The organism is Streptomyces prunicolor (assembly GCF_045162825.1).
GTDB lineage: Bacteria > Actinomycetota > Actinomycetes > Streptomycetales > Streptomycetaceae > Streptomyces > Streptomyces prunicolor.
Window position 1 is genome coordinate 1,595,742 of record NZ_CP108676.1, and the last position, 19,080, is coordinate 1,614,821.

General features: G+C 71.6%; 15 protein-coding genes. 8 read left to right on the plus strand and 7 right to left on the minus strand.

Features of this window, described 5'->3' with window-relative positions; all coding sequences use genetic code 11:
• The first annotated feature begins 97 nt into the window (after positions 1–97).
• A complete protein-coding gene (locus OG588_RS07210) occupies positions 98–1,621 on the plus strand; it encodes a GNAT family N-acetyltransferase (protein ID WP_405946556.1) in 1,524 nt (507 codons plus the stop codon).
• On the opposite strand, the gene OG588_RS07215 is transcribed toward OG588_RS07210, so the two are convergent.
• The gene (locus OG588_RS07215; RefSeq protein WP_405946557.1) at positions 1,590–2,837 is read right to left on the minus strand and encodes a trans-sulfuration enzyme family protein; all 1,248 of its coding nucleotides are present in this window, start codon (positions 2,835–2,837) and stop codon (positions 1,590–1,592) included. The genes OG588_RS07210 and OG588_RS07215 overlap by 32 nt on opposite strands.
• A gap of 60 nt (positions 2,838–2,897) precedes the next feature.
• Between OG588_RS07215 and OG588_RS07220 the strand changes: the two genes are divergently transcribed.
• Entirely contained in the window at positions 2,898–3,392 is a 495-nt protein-coding gene (locus OG588_RS07220; RefSeq protein WP_398997977.1) for an Lrp/AsnC family transcriptional regulator, read from the plus strand.
• Between the two features lie 33 nt (positions 3,393–3,425).
• Positions 3,426–5,117 (plus strand): DUF885 domain-containing protein, encoded by a 1,692-nt coding sequence (locus OG588_RS07225; RefSeq protein WP_405946558.1) that lies wholly within the window; start codon positions 3,426–3,428, stop codon positions 5,115–5,117.
• Between the two features lie 146 nt (positions 5,118–5,263).
• Here OG588_RS07225 and OG588_RS07230 read toward each other — a convergent pair whose 3' ends face one another.
• On the minus strand, positions 5,264–5,782 hold the full coding sequence (locus OG588_RS07230) for an immunity 21 family protein (protein WP_405946559.1): 519 nt from the start codon (positions 5,780–5,782) through the stop codon (positions 5,264–5,266).
• A 118-nt stretch (positions 5,783–5,900) separates the two neighbouring features.
• Positions 5,901–6,380 carry a rhodanese-like domain-containing protein gene (locus OG588_RS07235; protein ID WP_405946560.1) on the minus strand — a complete coding sequence of 160 codons (480 nt, stop codon included), beginning with the start codon at positions 6,378–6,380 and terminating at the stop codon, positions 5,901–5,903.
• A gap of 141 nt (positions 6,381–6,521) precedes the next feature.
• On the opposite strand from OG588_RS07235, the gene OG588_RS07240 reads away from it, so the two are divergent.
• The gene (locus OG588_RS07240) at positions 6,522–6,977 is read left to right on the plus strand and encodes an Lrp/AsnC family transcriptional regulator (RefSeq protein ID WP_405946561.1); all 456 of its coding nucleotides are present in this window, start codon (positions 6,522–6,524) and stop codon (positions 6,975–6,977) included.
• Between the two features lie 38 nt (positions 6,978–7,015).
• Here the strand turns inward: OG588_RS07240 and OG588_RS07245 are convergent, their stop codons facing one another.
• From OG588_RS07245 to OG588_RS07255, 3 genes are all read right to left on the minus strand, one after another.
• Positions 7,016–10,006 carry an AAA family ATPase gene (locus tag OG588_RS07245; protein ID WP_405946562.1) on the minus strand — a complete coding sequence of 997 codons (2,991 nt, stop codon included), beginning with the start codon at positions 10,004–10,006 and terminating at the stop codon, positions 7,016–7,018.
• Positions 10,007–10,037: 31 nt separating this feature from the next.
• A complete protein-coding gene (locus OG588_RS07250) occupies positions 10,038–11,201 on the minus strand; it encodes an exonuclease SbcCD subunit D (protein ID WP_405946563.1) in 1,164 nt (387 codons plus the stop codon).
• Positions 11,202–11,398: 197 nt separating this feature from the next.
• Entirely contained in the window at positions 11,399–12,181 is a 783-nt protein-coding gene (locus OG588_RS07255) for an ArsR/SmtB family transcription factor (RefSeq protein ID WP_405946564.1), read from the minus strand.
• A gap of 63 nt (positions 12,182–12,244) precedes the next feature.
• On the opposite strand from OG588_RS07255, the gene OG588_RS07260 reads away from it, so the two are divergent.
• Both OG588_RS07260 and OG588_RS07265 read left to right on the plus strand, forming a co-directional pair.
• Entirely contained in the window at positions 12,245–13,759 is a 1,515-nt protein-coding gene (locus tag OG588_RS07260) for an MFS transporter (RefSeq protein WP_405946565.1), read from the plus strand.
• A gap of 241 nt (positions 13,760–14,000) precedes the next feature.
• Positions 14,001–15,956 carry a protein kinase domain-containing protein gene (locus OG588_RS07265; RefSeq protein ID WP_405946566.1) on the plus strand — a complete coding sequence of 652 codons (1,956 nt, stop codon included), beginning with the start codon at positions 14,001–14,003 and terminating at the stop codon, positions 15,954–15,956.
• Positions 15,957–15,980: 24 nt separating this feature from the next.
• Here OG588_RS07265 and OG588_RS07270 read toward each other — a convergent pair whose 3' ends face one another.
• Positions 15,981–16,607 carry a YigZ family protein gene (locus OG588_RS07270; protein ID WP_405946567.1) on the minus strand — a complete coding sequence of 209 codons (627 nt, stop codon included), beginning with the start codon at positions 16,605–16,607 and terminating at the stop codon, positions 15,981–15,983.
• 125 nt (positions 16,608–16,732) lie between these two features.
• On the opposite strand from OG588_RS07270, the gene OG588_RS07275 reads away from it, so the two are divergent.
• Together OG588_RS07275 and OG588_RS07280 are read left to right on the plus strand one after the other, a co-directional pair.
• On the plus strand, positions 16,733–18,718 hold the full coding sequence (locus OG588_RS07275) for an amino acid transporter (protein ID WP_405946568.1): 1,986 nt from the start codon (positions 16,733–16,735) through the stop codon (positions 18,716–18,718).
• A 104-nt stretch (positions 18,719–18,822) separates the two neighbouring features.
• A complete protein-coding gene (locus OG588_RS07280) occupies positions 18,823–19,074 on the plus strand; it encodes a hypothetical protein (protein WP_405946569.1) in 252 nt (83 codons plus the stop codon).
• The last annotated feature ends 6 nt before the right edge of the window (positions 19,075–19,080 follow it).

Here is a 19,080-nt window from a genome sequence, read left to right on the forward strand (position 1 = left end):
ACGGCAAAAGGTACAGAACGATCCTTTTACCCGTAGGTCACAGAGCGTTCGTGATCACGCAACACCCTTCCTTCACAGTGGATGCATGAGTCGAGACATGTCTGATGTGACGCGCGCGAGGCACGGGCGTCCGGTGCACCACTGGCGGCGGGATCTGGTGGAGCTGGCCGCGCTGTTCACGGCGGTCGCGGTGGCGGACGTCGTGGCGGATCTGGTGGGGCACGGGCCCGACGGTCCGGTGCTGCTGGCGATCTCCGCGCTGGCGTTGATCGCCACGGCGGGGTTCCACACATGGTGGTCACGCCGCCACGGCCATGCGCCGCCGACGGGCGATACCGGTGCCCGGCCGGCCGCGGAGACGCGGCGGACCGGGCCGACCGGATCATCCGAGTCGAAGTCGAAGTCCGCGTCGAAGCCCGTATCGAAGTCCACGTCCAAGGCCGTATGCGAGGCCGTATCCAAGAGCACGTCCACGTCCGAGTCCGCGCCGTCGTCCGCGACAGCCGACCCCGTCGCCGCGCCGGCCGCGCTGTGGCGGATGCGGACGACGGTGCAGGACGCGCCGGGATCGCTGGCGGTGTTGTGCACGGCACTGGCCGGTCAGCAGGTCGACATCCTGAGCCTGCAGACGCATCCGCTGGCCGAGGGCACGGTGGACGAGTTCCTGCTGCGGGCGCCGGCCGAGGTCGCGGCGTCCGAGATCACCCGGGCGGTGGCGTCGGCCGGCGGTTCGGGCACCTGGATCGAGCGGGCCGACGCCCACGACCTGGTGGACGCGCCCACCCGCGTCCTGGGCCTGGCCACCCGGACGGCCCTGGACGCGGCCGAACTGCCGTTGGCACTGCGGCAGTTGCTGGGCCGGTGCACCATCCGTTCGCTGCCCGCCAACGTTGTCGCCGGCAAGGGGCGCGAGCCGGAGTCGGTGCCGGTGGAGGGGGCGTTGGAGGACACGGTCATGCGACTGCGGGCGCCGGAAGGCGGAGTGATCACAGTGGAGCGGGCGTATCTGCCGTTCACACCCACCGAGTTCGCCCGGGCGCGGGCGCTGGTCGAGCTGGACGCCCGACTCGGTCCGCGCATCCCGCGCAGCCAGGACGTGCTGACGCTGCCCGAGGGCAACGCGATCACCGTGCGGCGCGCGGACACCGGCGATCTGGACGCGGCGCGGGAGATGCACGAGCGGTGCTCGGCGCGGACGCTCGGTATGCGCTATCACGGGCCGGTCGGTGACGCCGACCGGTATCTCAACCACCTGCTCTCTCCGCGCTTCGGGCGCACGCTCGCGGTGCAGACGGCGTCGGGGCGGATCGTCGGGCTCGGGCACTTGTTGTGGGACGGGGACGAGACGGAGGTCGCGCTGCTTGTCGAGGACGACTGGCAGCGGCGGGGTATCGGGAGTGAGTTGTTGGGGCGGCTGGTGGGGATGGCTGTCGAGGCGGGGTGCGAGAGCGTGTATGCGGTGACGCAGGCGTCCAACACGGGGATGGTGGCGGCGATGCGGGGGCTTGAGCTGCCGCTCGACTATCAGATCGAGGAGGGGACGCTGGTCGTCACTGCTCGGCTGGGTGCGGCCGTGGGAGTTGCGGAGGTTACGGAGTTCGGGAGGGCCGAAGCGCCGTAACAGTTGCGGTTCGGTTGACGGGCGCGGGTGCGTTGTGGCTGGTCGCGCAGTTCCCCGCGCCCCTCGAGACGGGCGCAAGCGCCCTGTCCAAATCCGACCACAGGTCCTCTACGTCCTCCAGTCCCACCGACAGCCTCAGCAAGCTGTCGCTCACGCCCGAACCCCTCCTGTCCTCCTCGGTCACCACCCGATGGCTGATCGACGCCGGATGTTGGATCAGGGTGTCCACGCTGCCCAGGCTCACCGCCGGGGTGATCAGGCGGACTCCCGCGATGACTTCGTGGGGGTCGCCGTGGACCTCGAAGGCGATCATCGCGCCGCCGATGCGCGGGTAGTGGACGCGGGCCACACGCGGGTCGGCCGTGAGGCGGCGGGCGAGTTCGGCGGCGGTGACGGAGGCGGCCCGCACCCGTACCGGCAGGGTCGCGAGGCCGCGCAGGAGCAGGTAGCCGGCCAGCGGGTGCAGTACGCCGCCGGTCGCGAAGCGGATCTGGCGCAGCGCCCCGGCGAACTCCTCGTCGCAGGCCACCACGCCCCCCATCACATCGCCGTGCCCGCCGAGGTACTTGGTGGCGCTGTGCAGGACGATGCGCGCGCCGTGTTCGGCGGGACGTTGCAGGACCGGGGTGGCGAAGGTGTTGTCCACGAGGAGCGGTACCGAGCCGCAGGAGTGGGCGACCGCGCGCAGGTCCAGTTCGGCCAGGGTCGGGTTGGCCGGGGACTCGACGATGACCAGACCGGTGTCGGCACGCAGCGCGTCGGCGATACCGGCCGGGTCGGTCCAGGTCACCTCGGAGCCGAGCAGCCCGGCGGTGAGCAGGTGGTCGCTGCTGCCGTAGAGGGGTCGTACCGCCACCACGTGCCGCAGACCCGCCGCGGCCCGCGCCAGGAGTACGGCGGTCAGGGCCGCCATGCCGCTGGCGAACGCCACCGCGCTCTCGGTGCCTTCGAGGCGGGCGAGGGCGGTCTCGAAACGGGCGACGGTCGGGTTGCCGACGCGGCCGTAGACGGGCTGGCCGTCGGGTTCGGCGCCGGTGGCGGCGAAGGCGTCGACGCGGGCGGCCTCGCCACGGCTGTCGTACGACGGGTAGGTGGTCGACAGGTCGATCGGCGCGGCGTGCAGGCCCTGCCGGGCGAGGTCGTCACGGCCTGCGTGCACGGCTTCGGTGGCCAGGGCTCGGGGGGCTGGGGAGAAGCGCGGGCTCGTTGTTTCCATGGCGGCAAGGGTGAACATCGGGCGGGATCGATGGCTGATGGTCCGTGTTACGTTCGATGAATGACCGAATCTGTCGTACTGGATCCGGTGGATCTCCATCTGCTGCGGTTGCTGCAGAACGACGCCCGGGCGACGTATCGCGAGCTCGCGGCGCAGGTGGGGGTCGCGCCGTCGACGTGTCTGGACCGGGTGGCGCGGCTGCGCCGGGCCGGGGTGATCCTCGGGCATCAACTGCGGCTTGATCCCGCCAAGTTGGGGCGTGGGCTGGAGGCGTTGCTGTCGGTGCAGGTGCGGCCGCATCGGCGGGAGTTGGTGGGGCCGTTCGTGGAGCGGATCCGGGCGTTGCCGGAGTCGCGGACCGTGTTCCATCTGACCGGTCCCGACGACTATGTCGTCCATGTGGCCGTCGCGGACATGGCGGATCTGCAGCGGCTGGTCCTGGACGAGTTCACATCGCAGCGCGAAGTGGCCCGTGTGGAGACCCGGCTGATCTTCCAGCAGTGGGACTGCGGGCCCTTGCTACCGCTTGCCACGCCCGTAGCTGAATCGGGGTGACGCGGAGAAGTTCCGCGTATGAGGATGGTCCCCATGTCGCAGACCAACACTCCGCTGCCCCGGCAGGTCGCCGACGCCTACGTCGACGACCTCATCGCCCTCGACCCGGTCACCGGTACGTATCTCGGCGTGAAGGAGAGTTCGAGCCGCCTGCCCGATCTCTCCCCCGCAGGTCAGGAACGACTCGCGGAGCTTCAGCGGGCGACCCTCGCGAAGCTCGACGAGGCAGAGCGCCGGCCCGGCGCGGACAGTGACAGCGAGCGCCGTTGCGCGCGCCTGCTGCGCGAGCGGCTCAGCGCCGAACTCGCCGTGCACGAGGCCGAGGAGGGCCTGCGCGCGGTCGGCAACATGGCCACGCCCGCGCACTCGGTGCGCGAGGTGTTCACGGTGACGCCGACCGAGACCGACGAGGACTGGACGGCGATCGCCGAGCGGCTGCGTGCGGTGCCGACCGCGCTGGCGGGTTACCGCGAGTCCCTCCAACTGGGCCTGGACCACAAGCTGTTCGCGGGTCCGCGCCCGACCGACACCTTCATCGGTCAGCTCACCGAGTGGTCGGACACGGACGGCCAGGGGCGCGGCTGGTTCGAGGACTTCGCCTCGGCGGGCCCCGACTCCCTGCGCGCCGAGCTGGACGAGGCCGCCCGTGCGGCGACCGCGGCCGTGGTGGAACTGCGGGACTGGATGCGCGAGGTGTACGCGCCGGCCATCGAAAGCGCGCCGAACACGGTGGGCCGGGAACGGTACGCGCGCTGGTCTCGCTACTTCAACGGTACGGACCTCGATCTCGACGAGGCGTACGCGTACGGCTGGTCCGAGTACCACCGGCTGCTCGCCGAGATGAAGCGGGAGGCCGAGAAGATCCTGCCCGGCGCCGCGACCCCGTGGGTGGCGCTCGCGCACCTCGACGAGCACGGCCGGCACATCGAGGGCGTCGAAGAGGTCCGCGTGTGGCTGCAGGGCGTGATGGACAAGGCGATCGAGGATCTGGACGGCACGCACTTCGAACTCGCCGAGCGGGTACGGAAGGTGGAGTCGTGCATCGCCCCTGCGGGCGGCGCGGCGGCGCCGTACTACACACCGCCGTCGGAGGACTTCTCGCGTCCGGGCCGCACCTGGTTGCCGACGATGGGCCGCACCCGGTTCCCGGTCTACGATCTCGTGTCGACCTGGTACCACGAGGGCGTCCCCGGTCATCACCTCCAGCTCGCCCAGTGGACGCATGTCGCCGGGAACCTCTCCCGCTACCAGGCCACCGTGGGCGGGGTCAGCGCCAACGCCGAGGGCTGGGCGCTGTACGCGGAGCGGCTGATGGACGAGCTGGGCTTCCTGGAGGACGCGGAGCAGCGGCTCGGCTATCTCGACGCGCAGATGATGCGGGCCGCCCGGGTCATCGTCGACATCGGCATGCATCTGGAGCTGGAGATCCCGGCGGACTCACCGTTCCACCCCGGTGAGTTGTGGACGCCGGAGCTGGCCCAGGAGTTCTTCGGCGCGCACAGCAGTCGTCCGGCGGACTTCGTGGAGAGCGAACTGACCCGCTACCTCACGATCCCCGGCCAGGCCATCGGCTACAAACTCGGCGAGCGCGCCTGGCTGTTGGGCCGCGAGAACGCACGGCAGCGGTACGGCGACGCCTTCGACCTGAAGGCCTGGCACATGGCCGCACTGTCGCAGGGTTCGCTGGGGCTGGACGACCTGGTGGACGAGCTGTCGCAGCTCTGACGCACCTCCGACGCAGGTGACACACCTCCGACGTAAGTGACGCATCGGCGGCCGGGTCCGGAAGTTCGGGACCCGGCCGCCGAGAACTCCCCTCACTCTGCGGTCAGTTCGGAACGCAGCCGCCCGCAACTCCCCTCACCGCACGATCAGTTCGGGAGCCGCCGCAACTGAACAAGCCCCAGCCACGTCTCCGGACCCGGCTGGGCCTGCCCCGCGCGGACCGCGTAACGCCCCGGCTCCAGGTCGACCTTCAGATGTTCCGTGCCCTCCGACTCCCGCCCGGGCCACGCCGAGTCGAACAGGACGACCGGGCCGGGTACGTCCCACTGCACCTCGTTCTCCCAGGTCGCGCCGGCGAGCGCGGCGGGGAGGCCGGCCAGCACCTCGTCCTCGGAGTTCGCGGCACACCAGCGTACGAACGTGCCGTGTTCCGGCAGGAAGGCGGTCGACGCGGGATCCTCGCCCAGGACCAGCGCCGCGCTGTCCCCCACGGGCAGCAGGCCCGCGTATCCACCGACCTCGCACGCCCGGTCGTAGTCCGAGGCCAGCTCATCGCCGTCGGCTCCGGCCCAGAACGGCAGCACCGTCTCCGGCACCGCTATGAGCGGCCCGCCGCCCGACTCCACCCACTGCACCGCCGTACCCGGCTCCGCGTAATGCGCCATGGGCAGAACCTACACGCACAGCCATCCCACATGTTCGTGGTTCGGGAGACCCGAGCATAGGCAGTCGGCGTACGAACTCGCCTTCCAGGATGCCCAGTTGAAGGACATCCGTCAGCAGTCAGCAGCCGCAGTCGGCCGCGCCCACCGGTGCCGTCAACGAATCGGTCGCACCCCGCTCACGTCCCTCCCACGTCTCGAACTCGAAGCCCTCACGCACCCAGTACTCGAAGCCCCCGAGCATCTCCTTGACCTGGTACCCGAGTTCGGCGAGCGCGAGGGCGGCCCGGGTGGCGCCGTTGCAGCCCGGACCCCAGCAATAGGTCACGACCGGCACGGACTTGTCGAGGAGATCCTCGGCCCGCGCCGGGATGAGCGCCGTGGGGAGGTGGACCGCTCCGGGAACGTGGCCCTGGTCCCACGACTCGGTGGAGCGTGAGTCGAGGACGGCGAAACCGGGATCCCCGCCGGTCGCCAGCGCGGCGGCCACGTCGGAGACGTCGGCGTGGAAGGCGAGGCTCGCGCGGAAGTGGGCGGCGGCTGCCGCGGGCGCGGCGGGCGCGACCCGCAGAACAGGGTTGACGACGGCACTGCTGCTCATGGTCCGGCCTTTCACCGAGGTGTCCCGGGGGTCCCGAGGTGTCCTTGCGCCAAAAATCTACGGTCGCGGACCAGCCCACTGAAGGGGCGATCCCCGGCGTACCTCTTGATCCGCCGGGGATTCCCCTGCTATTCCTCGGGCATGACCGTGCATTCCGCTTACACCCCGGACGCCACCGACTGGCGCATTCTCGAAGTCCTCCAGCGGGAGGGCCGGGCCAGTTTCGCCGAGCTGGCGCGGGCCGTGTCCATGTCCGCGAGCGCGGTCACCGAGCGGGTGCGGCGACTGGAGGAGGTCGGGGTGATCCAGGGATACGCGGCGGTCGTGGACCCGGAGCGGCTGGGCCTGCCGATCCTGGCGTTCGTGCGGCTGCGTTATCCGAACGGCAACTACAAGCCCTTCCACGACCTGGTCGCCGCGACGCCGGAGATCCTGGAGGCGCATCACATCACGGGCGACGACTGCTTCATGATCAAGGTCGCGGCCCGTTCGATGCGCCACCTGGAGGAGGTGTCGGGGAGGATCGGCGCCCTGGGCTCGGTCACCACCAGCGTCGTCTACTCCTCACCACTCCCCCGCCGCCCCCTGGGCCACTGACGTCACTGATCTCGCTGATCTCACCGACCTGACCGACCTCACTGACCGCGCTGCCGTACGGCCGACCCGTCCCGCCCCTTCACGACCTCCAGCTGCGCGTGGATCCGCCGCCGCAGATCGGCGACATGGCTGACGATGCCGACGCTGCGGTCCCGTTCGCGCAGGGAGTCGAGGACGTCGAGGACCTCGTCGAGGGTCTGCTCGTCGAGGCTGCCGAAGCCCTCGTCGATGAAGAGCGTGTCGAGCCGGACCCCGCCGGCCTCGTCGGTGACCACGTCCGCGAGCCCGAGCGCGAGGGCGAGCGACGCGAAGAACGTCTCACCGCCGGACAGCGTCGCCGTGTCCCGCTCCCGCCCGGTCCACGCGTCGACGACATGCAACCCGAGTCCGCTACGGCCACGCCCGGCCCGGTCGTCGGAGTGCACGAGGGTGTACCGCCCGGACGACATCCGCTGCAGCCGTACGGTCGCGGCGGCGGCGACCTGTTCCAGGCGGGCGGCGAGGACGTACGACTCCAGCCGCATCCGGCGTTCGTTGTCGGCCGAGGTGCCGGCGGTGAGGGAGGCGAGGCGGGCCACCCGGTCGTACTCCTCGCGCAGCGGGGCGAGTTGACGTGCCCCGGCGGCCGATCGGGCGGAGAGCCGGTCGAGTTCGGCACAGCGCCGGCCCGCCGCGTCGCGCGCGGAGGCCGCGTCCCGGGTCCGCCGGTCGGCCGCGGTCGCGGCACGCTCCGCCACATCCAGATCGGCGGGCGCCTGCTGCGCGGCTGCCGCTGTGTCGGTCTCCGCCAGGACGGCCCGTACGGCGGCCTCCTCCGACTGCCAGGCGTCCAGGCGCCGTTGGAGTTCACGATGGGCGGTGTCGTCGAGGAGGGCGTCCCCCGCCGCCTGCGGGGTGTCGAACCCGGCGCGGAACGCGGCGTCGGCGAGCCGGGCGTCCGCGTCCTTGAGTCGCTGCGCGGTGTCCTCGGCGGCACGAACGGCCTCGGCCGCGTCGGTGAGCAGCGCGGCCTGCCGCTCCAGTTGGGCGGCGCGCGCGGCCACACTGTCGGCGGTACCCCTGGACTGCGCCAACTCGCCCTCCAGGGAGGACCGTTCGCGGTCAAGGGTGTCGCGCAGGGTGGTACGGGAGGCGGCCCGGACCGCGGCCTGCTGCTGGATCTTGGTCCGCCGCTCGCACTCCTGCTCGGCCTGGCGCAGCTCCTCGGTGACGGGATGCAGCCAGGACGCGTCCCGGCGTGCCTGCTCGTAGAGCCGCCCCAACTCCGCGACCTCGTCGGCGAGTTGACCGGTCGGCGTGTCCCCCGCCTCGGCGGTGGCAGCGGCCAGTGCTTCCCGTACGACGCCCAGGCGCCGCTCGGCCTCGGTGCGCTGGTCCTCGGCGCGCTGGTGGGCGGTGAGGGCCTGTTCCTCCGTCGCACGGTCGACGTGTCCGGCGGATTTGCGTGCGGGGGCGGGGTGTTCGGTGGCTCCACAGACGGCGCAGGGTGCGTCGTCGGTGAGATGGGCGGCGAGTTCGGCGGCGATGCCGTTGAGTCGCTGTTCCTTGAGGTCGAGCCAGTGGGCGCGGGCCGTCAATGCATGTTCGGTGCAGGCGAGCACTCGCTGCTGGGCGTCCTCGGTGTCACCGGCGAACTGGTCCCGCTGCCGGGCCGCCCCGAGGCGCCGCTCGGCGGGCTCGCGTTGCACGCCGAGCTGTTCGGCCCTGGTGGTGGCTTCCTGCGCCGACTCGATCCGCGTCTGAAGTCCCGCGCGGGTCGTGTCCCACTCGGCGAGCCAGGCCTCGGCCTCCTGCCGTACGTCCTCGTCGGCGCGCTCCTGCCGGTCCAACTCGGCGCGCTCCACGCCGAGTTCGGTGAGGCGCTGCTCGGCGCGGCGGGCCGACTCGAGTCCGCCCAGTTCCTCGGCGGCCCGGCGGGCGGCGGCAACCAGCCCAGCCGCACCGGCGCCCGCGAAGGTGTCCGGCAACAGGTCCCGCGCGCGTGACTCGGCCCGGGCGGCGTCCCGGTGCTCGGTGTCGGCGGCCTCCCGCAGCTCCAGCGCCGGCGCCACCGCCTCCGCCTTCCGGGCCCGCTCCATCCGCGCCTGCGCCTGCCGATAGCCGTCGACCCGCTGCTCCATGAGCGTGGCCCGCTCCCGCGCCTGCGTGAACCGCAGTTGCAGGCGCGCCAGTTCACGCACGTCGGCAAGCTCGCGATCGGCGGCGGCCTGGGCGGACTCGGCGGCGGTGAGTCCACTGCGCGCGACGGCGAGTTGTTCGCGTGCGGTGCTGCGGGCGACGGCCGCCGCGCTCAACACCGCGTCGGCGAGGCCGGGTTCGCCCGGGGCGAGGTCCGGCAGCTCCATGGCGTCGCCGGCGGCCTGCTGCATGCGGTGCGCGTCGGCCAGCAACTCGGCGTCGCCCTCGCGGACTTGGGCCTCGGTGGCACGGCGTCGATCGGCGAGCCGCTTCTCGACCTCGGCGAAGCGGTGGGTGTCGAAGAGCCGGCCGAGCAGCTTGCCGCGCGCCTCGGCGTCGGAGCGCAGGAAGCGCGCGAACTCGCCCTGGGGCAACAGCACGACCTGGCAGAACTGCTCCCGGCTCATGCCGAGCAGCTGGGTGATCTCCTCGCCGATCTCCTGGTGCGAGCGGCTGAGGTCCTTCCAGGCGCCGGCGCTCGCGTCGTACTCGCGCAGCCAGCTCTGTGCCTTGTCCAGGGTGCTGCCGGTGCCGCGCTTCTTGGGGCGTTCCATCGGCGGCTGCCGGGTCAGCTCCAACCGCCGCCCGGCGACGGTCAGTTCGAGCCGCACCTCGGTGCGGGTGCCGGCCGCCGCGTGGTCGCTGCGCAGCGTCATGCCCTGACCGGACTGGCGGACACCGGGCACCGAGCCGTAGAGCGCGTAGCACACGGCGTCGAGGACGGAGGTCTTGCCGGCGCCGGTCGGCCCGTGCAGGAGGAACAGCCCGGCGGAGGACAGTTCGTCGAAGTCGACGGTCTGGGAGCCGCCGAAGGGCCCGAAGGCGGTGATGTCGAGCCGGTGCAGCCTCATCGGTGACCCCTTGTTCCCGCGTGCCGCACGTTCACGGCGTCACCTCCCGTACGACCGCGTCCGCGCGCACCGCGTCGAACGCCTCCTGGAGCACGGCCTGTTCGTCCTCGTCGGGACCGGCGCCGCGGACGTGGGCCACGAAGTCGTCGGCGATCTCGCGATCGTCGCGGCCCGCGAGGCGCCGGGCGTAGGACACGTCGGGGTCGTCGGGGCCGCGCTCGGGGTCGAAGACGAGGCTGAGTGTGTGGGGGAAGCGCTCGGTGAGCCGGGCCATGGGGTCGGCCGGGCGCACCGGGTCGGTGAGTGTCGCCTCGACCCACGCGTCCTCGTGCCGCGCGAGGTCGGGGTCGTCGAGGAGGTGCTCCAACGTGCCCCGGATCCGGGCCAGTTCGCGTGGTACCGGGCAGTCGAGGCGCTCGGCGGTGACGGCTCCGTCGGCGTCCAGGTCGATGAGCCACATGCTCTTGCGGTGGTCGGCCTCGGAGAAGGAGTACGGGAGGGGGGAGCCCGAGTAGCGGACGCGTTCGGTGATGGTCTGGGAGCCGTGCAGGTGGCCCAGCGCGACGTAGGAGACGCCGTCGAAGACACCGGACGGTACGGCGGCGACTCCGCCGACGGTGATGTCCCGTTCGCTGTCGCTGGCCTCGCCGCCGGTGACGAAGGCGTGCGCGAGGACCACGGAGCGGGTGCCGGGCGCGCGGCCGGCGAGATCGGCGCGGACGCGGTCCATGGCGGCGGCGAGGACGGTCTCATGGCCGGCCTTCTCCACCCCGAACTCGGCCTTCACCAGGGCGGGTTCAAGGTAGGGCAGCCCGTAGAAGGCCACGTCGCCGTACGCGTCCGGGATCACCACGGGCGTCCCGCAGGCCGCCGGTTCGGTGCGCAGGTGGATGCCCGCGCGGTCGATCAGACCGGCGCCGACGCCGAGACGGCGGGCCGAGTCGTGGTTCCCGGAGATCATCACCGTGGGCACACCCAGGTCGGCGAGCCGGTGCAGGGTGTCGTCGAACAGCTCGACCGCGGCCAGCGGTGGCACCGCCCGGTCGTACACGTCTCCCGACACGACCACCGCGTCCACGGCGTGCTCGCGCACGGTGGTGACGAGGTGGCTCACGAAGTCGGCCTGGGCGCCGAGCATGTTCACGCGGTGGAACGCCCGGCCCAGGTGCCAGTCGGAGGTGTGCAGAATTCTCATGAAACGACTCGGACCCGCACGTTCACCCCTACTGCGCCTCTGAAATCAGCACGAACCAGCACAGGGCTCGCCGTCAACGCCCGCCACGCTAACGCATCCCGCCCTCTGGTCCACCACTAACCTCGTGCCGGGCAGGCCGAGGCGGTCCCGCCCGACGCGGACTTACGGGTCGCGGAGTGCGCGGTACCGCGCCGGGCTCAGTCGGCGACCTCGATCCCGAAGGCGTCCCGCACCCCGTCCTTGCCGGCGTCGGTGAGATGGACCACGCGCGGCGAGACGCCGTACCGCAGCCAGTCCAGGGCGAAGAACCGGGCAGCCAGCCCGGCTCCCAACGCACCGGCGAGATGATGGCGCCGCTCGCTCCAGTCGACGCAGTAGCGCACCACGGGGCGCCGCCCCCGGACCAGTTCGTCCACGTCGATGCCGAACCCGGTGAACCGCTCGGTGCCGCGGGCGGTCAAGTGGTACGTCGTCTGCCTGCCGTAGGAGGCGGGCTGGTCGGGCCGGGCGGCGGAGTCGCTCTTCTCCCGCCGCAGCAGCCCCTGGTCGACGAACGCGCCCATGAGCCCGACACCCACTGAACCCGCGAGGTGGTCGTAGCAGGTGCGCGACCTCCGCAGCGCGTTGTTCCGGCTGTGGGCGCGCAGGGTGGTGACCGGCCTGGGGTCGGGAGGCGCGATGACGGCCAGCGCTTCCAGAGCCGCGGCGACGTCCGGGCCGGCCAGCCGGAAGTAGCGGTGCCGTCCCGAGTGCTCGGCCCGCACGAACCCCGCCTCGGCCAGGTGCGCGAGGTGCACGCTCGCCGTCGGCACGCTGACCCCTCCTTCGGCGGCGAGGACCGTGACCCCCAGCGGACGGCCGTCGGACAGGGCCTTGAGCATCAGCGCCCGGGAGGGACTGGCCAGCAGGCGGGCGGCGCGGGCCAGTTCGGGCTCCGTCCGGTCCGTGGCTCGGTCTGTGACTTCTGAGGCCTCGTCCATACCCTCAAGGCTACAAGCACACTTTGGCGGCCGGCTAAGTGTCGGGAGTCGAGGATTACCGGCATGAGTAGTACGACAACCGGAACGAAAGCGGCGGACGCCGTATCGCCCGCCGAGACCGAGGGACTGTCATGGCCCCCGCTCATCGCCCTCAGCCTGGGCTATTTCCTGGTCATGCTGGACGTCACCGTCGTCACCGTCGCCGTCCCCGCCATCCGTGACTCGGTGGGTGCCAGTGCCTCGGCGATGGCCTGGGTCGTCGACGGATACAGCGCCGTCTTCGGCGGCCTGCTGCTCATGGGCGGCGGCTTCGGCGACCGGCTCGGACACCGGAAGGTGTTCCTCAGCGGTCTCGGCGTCTTCGCCCTGGCGTCGATCGGCTGCGCCTTGGCCACCACTCCGGCCACGCTCGTCGCCTCGCGGCTCGCGCAGGGTGCCGGCGGCGCCCTGCTGGTGCCCACCTCGCTGGCCCTGCTGACCGCCTCCTACCCGGTTCCGGCGGTGCGCGCCAAAGCCCTGGGGATCTGGGCCGGCATCTCCGGCATCGCGTTCGCGGCCGGCCCCCTCGTGGGCGGTCTGCTGGTGGCGGGCCTGACCTGGCGCGCCGCCTTCTGGATCAACGTTCCCATCGCACTGCTGGCCGTCTGGCTGACCCGCAGGAATGTTCCCTCGCCCACCGGCCGGGCAGGAGCACGCGGTCTGGACCCGGTCGGCCAGGTCCTGGGCATCGTCGCCGTGATGGGGCTGGCCGCCGCGCTCAACGAGGCCGGCACCAAAGGCTGGACCTCGCCGGTGGTGCTGGGCGCCGGTGCCCTCGCCCTGCTCGCGCTCGTCCTGTTCGTCCTGGCCGAGCGGCGCATGGAGGCCCGTGGCATCGAGACGAAGCCGCCGCTGCTGCCGCTGTCGCTCTTCCGGTCGCCCGGCTTCTCCTCCACCGCCGCGGTGGGCGTCCTGCTCAACCTGGGCTACTACGGCATGCTCTACCTGTCCACGCTCTACCTGCAGAACGAGCGCGGCTACGACGCGCTCGGCGCCGGTCTCGCCCTGCTGCCGACGGTGTGCACGGCCGTCGTCGCGGCTCCGCTCTCCGGCCGCCTGACCGCGCGCTACGGCCCGTACGTGCCGATGACCGGGGCCCTGCTGCTCGGCTCGGTCGGGTTCGTGGGCTGGCTGCTCGCCGGTTCGGACACCCCTTACTGGGCGCTGTTGCCCGCGCTGATCGCGACGGGCCTCGCCACCCCCAGCACGGTTCCGGCGGCGACGGCCGCCATCGTGCAGGCCGCCCCCGCGCAGAACGCCGGCGTGGCGTCGGCGGTGTTCAACGTGGCACGCCAGGTCGGCAACTCGCTCGGTGTCGCTCTGTTCGCCTCCCTCATCGCGGGCCGCGGGGACCTGGTCTCCGGCCTGCACATCTCGGCGCTCATCGCCTCGGGCGCGTTCTTCGTCGCGGCGTTGCTCGCCCTGTCCTCCTGGCGGAACGCAAAGGCGCGCGCCGGTGCCGGCCAGACCTTCACCGGCGCGGGCAACTTCATCGCCCTGAACTCCGCTCACGCAGCGGGAGTCGACGACAGGCAGTGACAGGCTGAAGGTCCGGTCCGCCTCCTGAACGGGCGCGCGGTTCCCGGCGGCAGTCCGGGGCCGCCGGGAACCGCGCCCACTCGCTGTGGGAAAGACCCAACTCCCCTGTTCCACACACCTGCTGCGCTAATCTCTCACGTCACACGCACCACGCGAGAGACACAGGGTCCCCATGCCAGTCGAGTACCGCGGTCGGTCCGAAACGATGGCCTACGCGGCAGCGGGGATGGAACCGCCTCCCGTGGTACCGCTGCGGAAGAACGATCCCCGGCAGGCGGGCCCGTACCGGCTGCTGTCGGTGCTCGGCAGCGGCGGGATGGGCCGGGTCTATCTGGGCCGCGACGCCACCGGCGCCACGGGCCCGGCCGCCGTCAAGGTGATCCGGCCCGAGTACGCGGAGGACCCGCTGTTCCGCAGGCGTTTCGAGCGCGAGGTCGGCGCGCTGGACCGGATCCAAGGGGCGCACATCGTAAGGCTGTTGGGGAGCGGCTGCGACGAGGACCTGGTGTGGGTCGCCACCGAGTACATACCCGGGCCCACGCTCGCCGAGCTGGTCGACGCGCGTGGGCCGGTCGACGCGGCGGCGGCCTGGCGGTTGCTGGCCGACGTGGGGCGGGCGATCGAGGCGATCTGGCGCGCGGGGATCGTGCACCGCGACCTCAAGCCGTCCAACGTCATCCTGGGTGCCGACGGCGCCCGCGTCATCGACTTCGGCGTCGTCCAGGCCGGCGACGGCACCTCGATCACCGCCACGGGCCAGAACGTGGGCACCCCCGCCTACATGTCCCCGGAGCAGGTGCGCGGCCAGGAGGTGACGGCCGCCTCCGACGTCTTCTCGCTGGCCTCCACGCTCTCCTACGCCGTCGCCGGGGAGGCGCCGTTCGGCGAGGGCACCGGCGTCGACGTACTGCACCGGGTGGCGTTCGACCCGCCCCGGGAGGACGTCCTCGACAAGGTCGCGGGCGTCGACCCGGCACTGGCCGTGTTCATCCGCACCTGCCTGGAGAAGGACCCCGAGCTACGGCCGCCACCCGAGGCGGTGTTCACGACCGCCATCGGGCACCAGCTGGCCGCACCGGTCGGCGAACCGCCCCGGGTTCCCTCGCGGCGCAGGCCCTCCCCCGCCGAACGCTTCGACCGGCTCGAAGGGGTGCAAGGGCTGGATGGGCTGGATGGGCTGGATGGGCCGGCAGGACGCGAACGGCCCACCGCAGCGCCCCCGGCCCCGCCCGCCGCCCCCGGGAAACACGCGAACCCCGCCGGGAGACACGGCAACACCCTGGGAAAACGCGGCAAGTTGATCGTGGCCGCCATCGCCGCGGCGGCCCTCCTCATCGCCGGCAGCATCACCGCGACGCTGCTCCTGCTGCGGCACAACACCCCCGGGACGCCGCCCGGCGCCCTGCCGAACACGCCCCCGGCGGCCGCCGCACCGGGGAACTCGCCCTCGGCGCCCGGCAGTTCGCCGAGCGCGGCGGCCTCGAAGGGCGGGACGTCGCAGAGCCCGTCGGCCGCGCCGGCCACCCGCGATCCCGCGGACCTCGACATCCGGCTCTCCTCCTGTGTCGCCGAACTCGCGTCGCACTCCCACGGCGACTGCGTCAAGGCCCTCCAACTCCTCCTTGCCGGTTACGGGTTGCACGTCACGGTCGACGGCGACTACACCACGGAGACGGTCGCCGCGGTGAAGGTCTTCCAGGCCGAGGCCGGCACCACCCCGAGCGGCACGGTCGATCCGCAGACCGCGACGCTGCTGTACGGCACGCCACGCGGGGCGGTCCAGTCCGGTTCGGTGACCGTCACCGAGAGCGTCCATACCGTGGATGTCGCCCGATGCCTCGACGTCCACGCGGGCGCGGTGCAGGTGTGGGGATGCGATGGCACGGCGGCCCAGAAATGGGCGCTGTACCGCGTGCCCGGCCATGTGTCCCAGTTCCTCGTGGTCAATGAGGGCACCCACTACTGCCTGGACGCCGACGCCGACACGGTCGGCCGGAACTTCTCGAAGATCCGTGCCAGGAGCTGCGACGGGCTGAGCGCGCAACGGTGGCAAGTGGGCAGCGCCGGGACCCTGGTCAGCGTTCCGGACGGTTTCTGTCTGGACGCGGAGGCCTCCGGGTCGGGGAAGGACGGCCAGACCGTCCAGACCTTCGGCTGCGCGGGCAGCTCCAACCAGGTCTGGAACTGGGGTCCCTGACACAGCGTCAGGGACGTTCGGCGCTCACGCGTCCCCGTACGCCTCGCCGCCCAGCTCCAACTCCGCGGTCCCCGCCGTCGCGTCGGCCAGCCACGCCCGGAAGGCGTCCACATCGGCGTCCGGCAGGCCGATCTCGATGGTGACCTCCTCGCCGTAGCGGACGTCCCGTACCTCGCGGCCGGTGGCGTGCAGGTCGTTCTGGATCTTGCCGGCGCGTTGGTGGTCGACGGTCACCGTGGCGAGGCGGAAGCGGCGGCGGGTGATCGTGCCGAGGGTGTCGAGGGCCTCGCCGACCGAGCCGCCGTAGGCCCGGATCAGGCCGCCCGCGCCGAGCTTGACGCCGCCGTAGTAGCGGGTGACGACGGCGACGACGTATCGCATGTCGCGGCGCAGCAGCATGTGGAGCATGGGGACGCCCGCTGTGCCGCCGGGTTCGCCGTCGTCGCTCGCCTTCTGGATCGCGGCGTCGGCGCCGATGACGTAGGCGAAGCAGTTGTGGGTGGCGTCCGTGTGTTCCTTGCGGACGCGGGCGATGACGGCCTGGGCCTCCTGTTCGGTGGCCGCCGGGGCGAGGGCGCACAGGAAGCGGGAGCGGTTGACCTCGGTCTCGTGCACGCCCGGGCGGGCCACTGTGCGGTACTCGTCCTGCATCCGGCCAGCCTATGCGCAGGGCCGGGGGTCGCCCCCGGTCCGGGTGCGGGTGACGATGTGGTGGATACTCGCTCCTCGTTGCCCGGGCCCCGGGCACGGTCGTCCGATCGCAGGGAGTTCTCAGCATGGCCGGCGCGCAGGTGGACCCGACGGAGAGCACCGAGTCCGGGGATCCCGAGTCCGCCGCGGAGCGCTGCCGGGCCTGGCTCCTGGACGGGCTGAGCGAGCAGAGCGCCCGGCATCCGGGCCCGCACGCCACCCCGAACCCGGAGCACGAGGGTCACCGCTGGTGGCGCGTCATGTGCCTGACCGGCGTCGACTACTTCTCCACGCTGGGCTACCAGCCGGGCATCGCCGCCCTCGCGGCCGGACTGCTCTCCCCGTTGGCGACCGTCGTACTGATCGGGCTGACGCTGCTCGGAGCGTTGCCGGTCTACCGGCGGGTGGCGCACGAGTCGCCGCACGGCGAGGGGTCGATCGCCATGCTGGAACGGCTGCTGCCGTGGTGGTCGGGGAAGATCTTCGTCCTGGTGCTGCTGGGCTTCGCGGCGACGGACTTCATGATCACGGTCACCCTGTCGGCGGCGGACGCGGCGGCACACGTCGTGGAGAACCCGTTCGCGCCAGGCTGGCTGCACGGCGAGAACACCTGGATCACCCTGGCGCTCGTCGGCGCGCTGGGCGCGGTCTTCCTGAAGGGGTTCCGAGAGGCCATCGGGATCGCCGTGGTGCTGGTGGGCGTGTATCTCTCGCTCAACGTGGTGGTCCTCGCGGTGTCCGCCTGGGAGGTGCTGAGTCATCCGGTGAAGATCGGCGACTGGACGGACGCGATGACGGCCGCGCACTCCTCGCCGCTCGCGATGGTCGGGGTCGCGCTGCTCGTGTTCCCGAAACTCGCGCTCGGCATGTCCGGCTTCGAGACCGGCGTGGCGGTGATGCCGCAGGTCAAGGGTGATCCGACGGACACGTACGAGAAGCCGACGGGCCGGATCCGCGAGACCCGCAGGCTGCTCACCACGGCCGCCGTGATCATGTCCGGTTTCCTGCTGCTGTCCAGCCTGGCGACGACGATCCTGATCCCGCAGAGCGCGTTCAAGACGGGCGGCCCGGCGAACGGCCGCGCGCTCGCCTATCTCGCGCACGAGCATCTGGGTCAGGTCTTCGGCACGTTCTACGACGTCTCGACGATCGCGATCCTGTGGTTCGCGGGCGCCTCCGCGCTCGCCGGGCTGCTGAACCTCGTACCGCGCTATCTGCCGCGCTACGGCATGGCGCCGGAGTGGACGCGGGCGGTGCGCCCCCTGGTGCTGGTCTTCATGGTGACGGCGATCGTCATCACCCTGTGGTTTCACGCGAGCGTCGACGCGCAGAGCGGTGCGTACGCGACGGGTGTGCTGGTTCTGATGCTGTCGGCGGCCTTCGCGTCCACAGTCACCGTGCACAAGCGGGGTCACCGGAAGGCCACGCTCGGCTTCGGGGTGATCACCGCCGTGTTCGCGTACACGCTCGTCACGAACGTCATCGAACGGCCCGACGGCATCAAGATCGCGGGCATCTTCATCGTCCTCATCCTGGTGACGTCGTTCGGTTCGCGGGTGCACCGCGCCTTCGAACTCCGCGCCGTGGAAGTCACGTTCGACGACACCGCGGCCTGCTTCATCGACGAGGCGGCAGAGCACGGGCCACTGCGGCTGATCGCGAACGAGCCGCAGGAACACAGCAGGCGGGAGTACCGCGCCAAGGAGTACAGCCAGCGCGAGGAGACCCATATCCCGGACGGCGGGCCGGTGTTGTTCCTGGAGGTGTTCCTCCACAACTCCTCGGACTTCTCGGCGGACATCTCCGTGCACGGCGACGAGAAGTACGGCGTACGCCGACTCCGCATCGAGGGACCGACGGTGCCCAACGCGATCGCCGCCGTCCTCCTCTCCCTCCGCGACCGCACCGGCAAGGTCCCCCACGCCTACTTCACCTGGACCGAGGGCAACCCGGTCAGCCACCTGATCCGCTTCCTCGTCTTCGGCGACGGCGAGGTCGCCCCGGTCACCCGCGAGGTACTGCGCCGCGCGGAACCGGCCCCGGAGCGACGGCCACGCGTGCACGTCGGGTGAACGGCCGGTCGTGGCCCGGTAAAAGGTCTCAGCAGGCTTGGTTCTTCGACGGCGACGTGGACAACCAGATGGCCGTCCTCCGAGAGCACCGGATACTTGCCGGCATGTCCCTTACTCCAGATGATGAGATCCGCAGCCGCGAGGAGCTGTCCGCTTTCGTCCGCAAGCTGCACCAGGACTTTCTGCAGCAAGGCGATACGTGGGAGAACAACACACTCGCCACCTTCCTGGAAGCCCTCGCCGCGTGGGTGCACGACTCCCCAGGCTGGTATCAGAACCTCGGCAAAGAGCTTCCAGCAGGCGGTGACTGGACCTTCCTCGCCCACGCGCTCCAAGCAGCCGTGGTCTACGAGTAGCCAGGG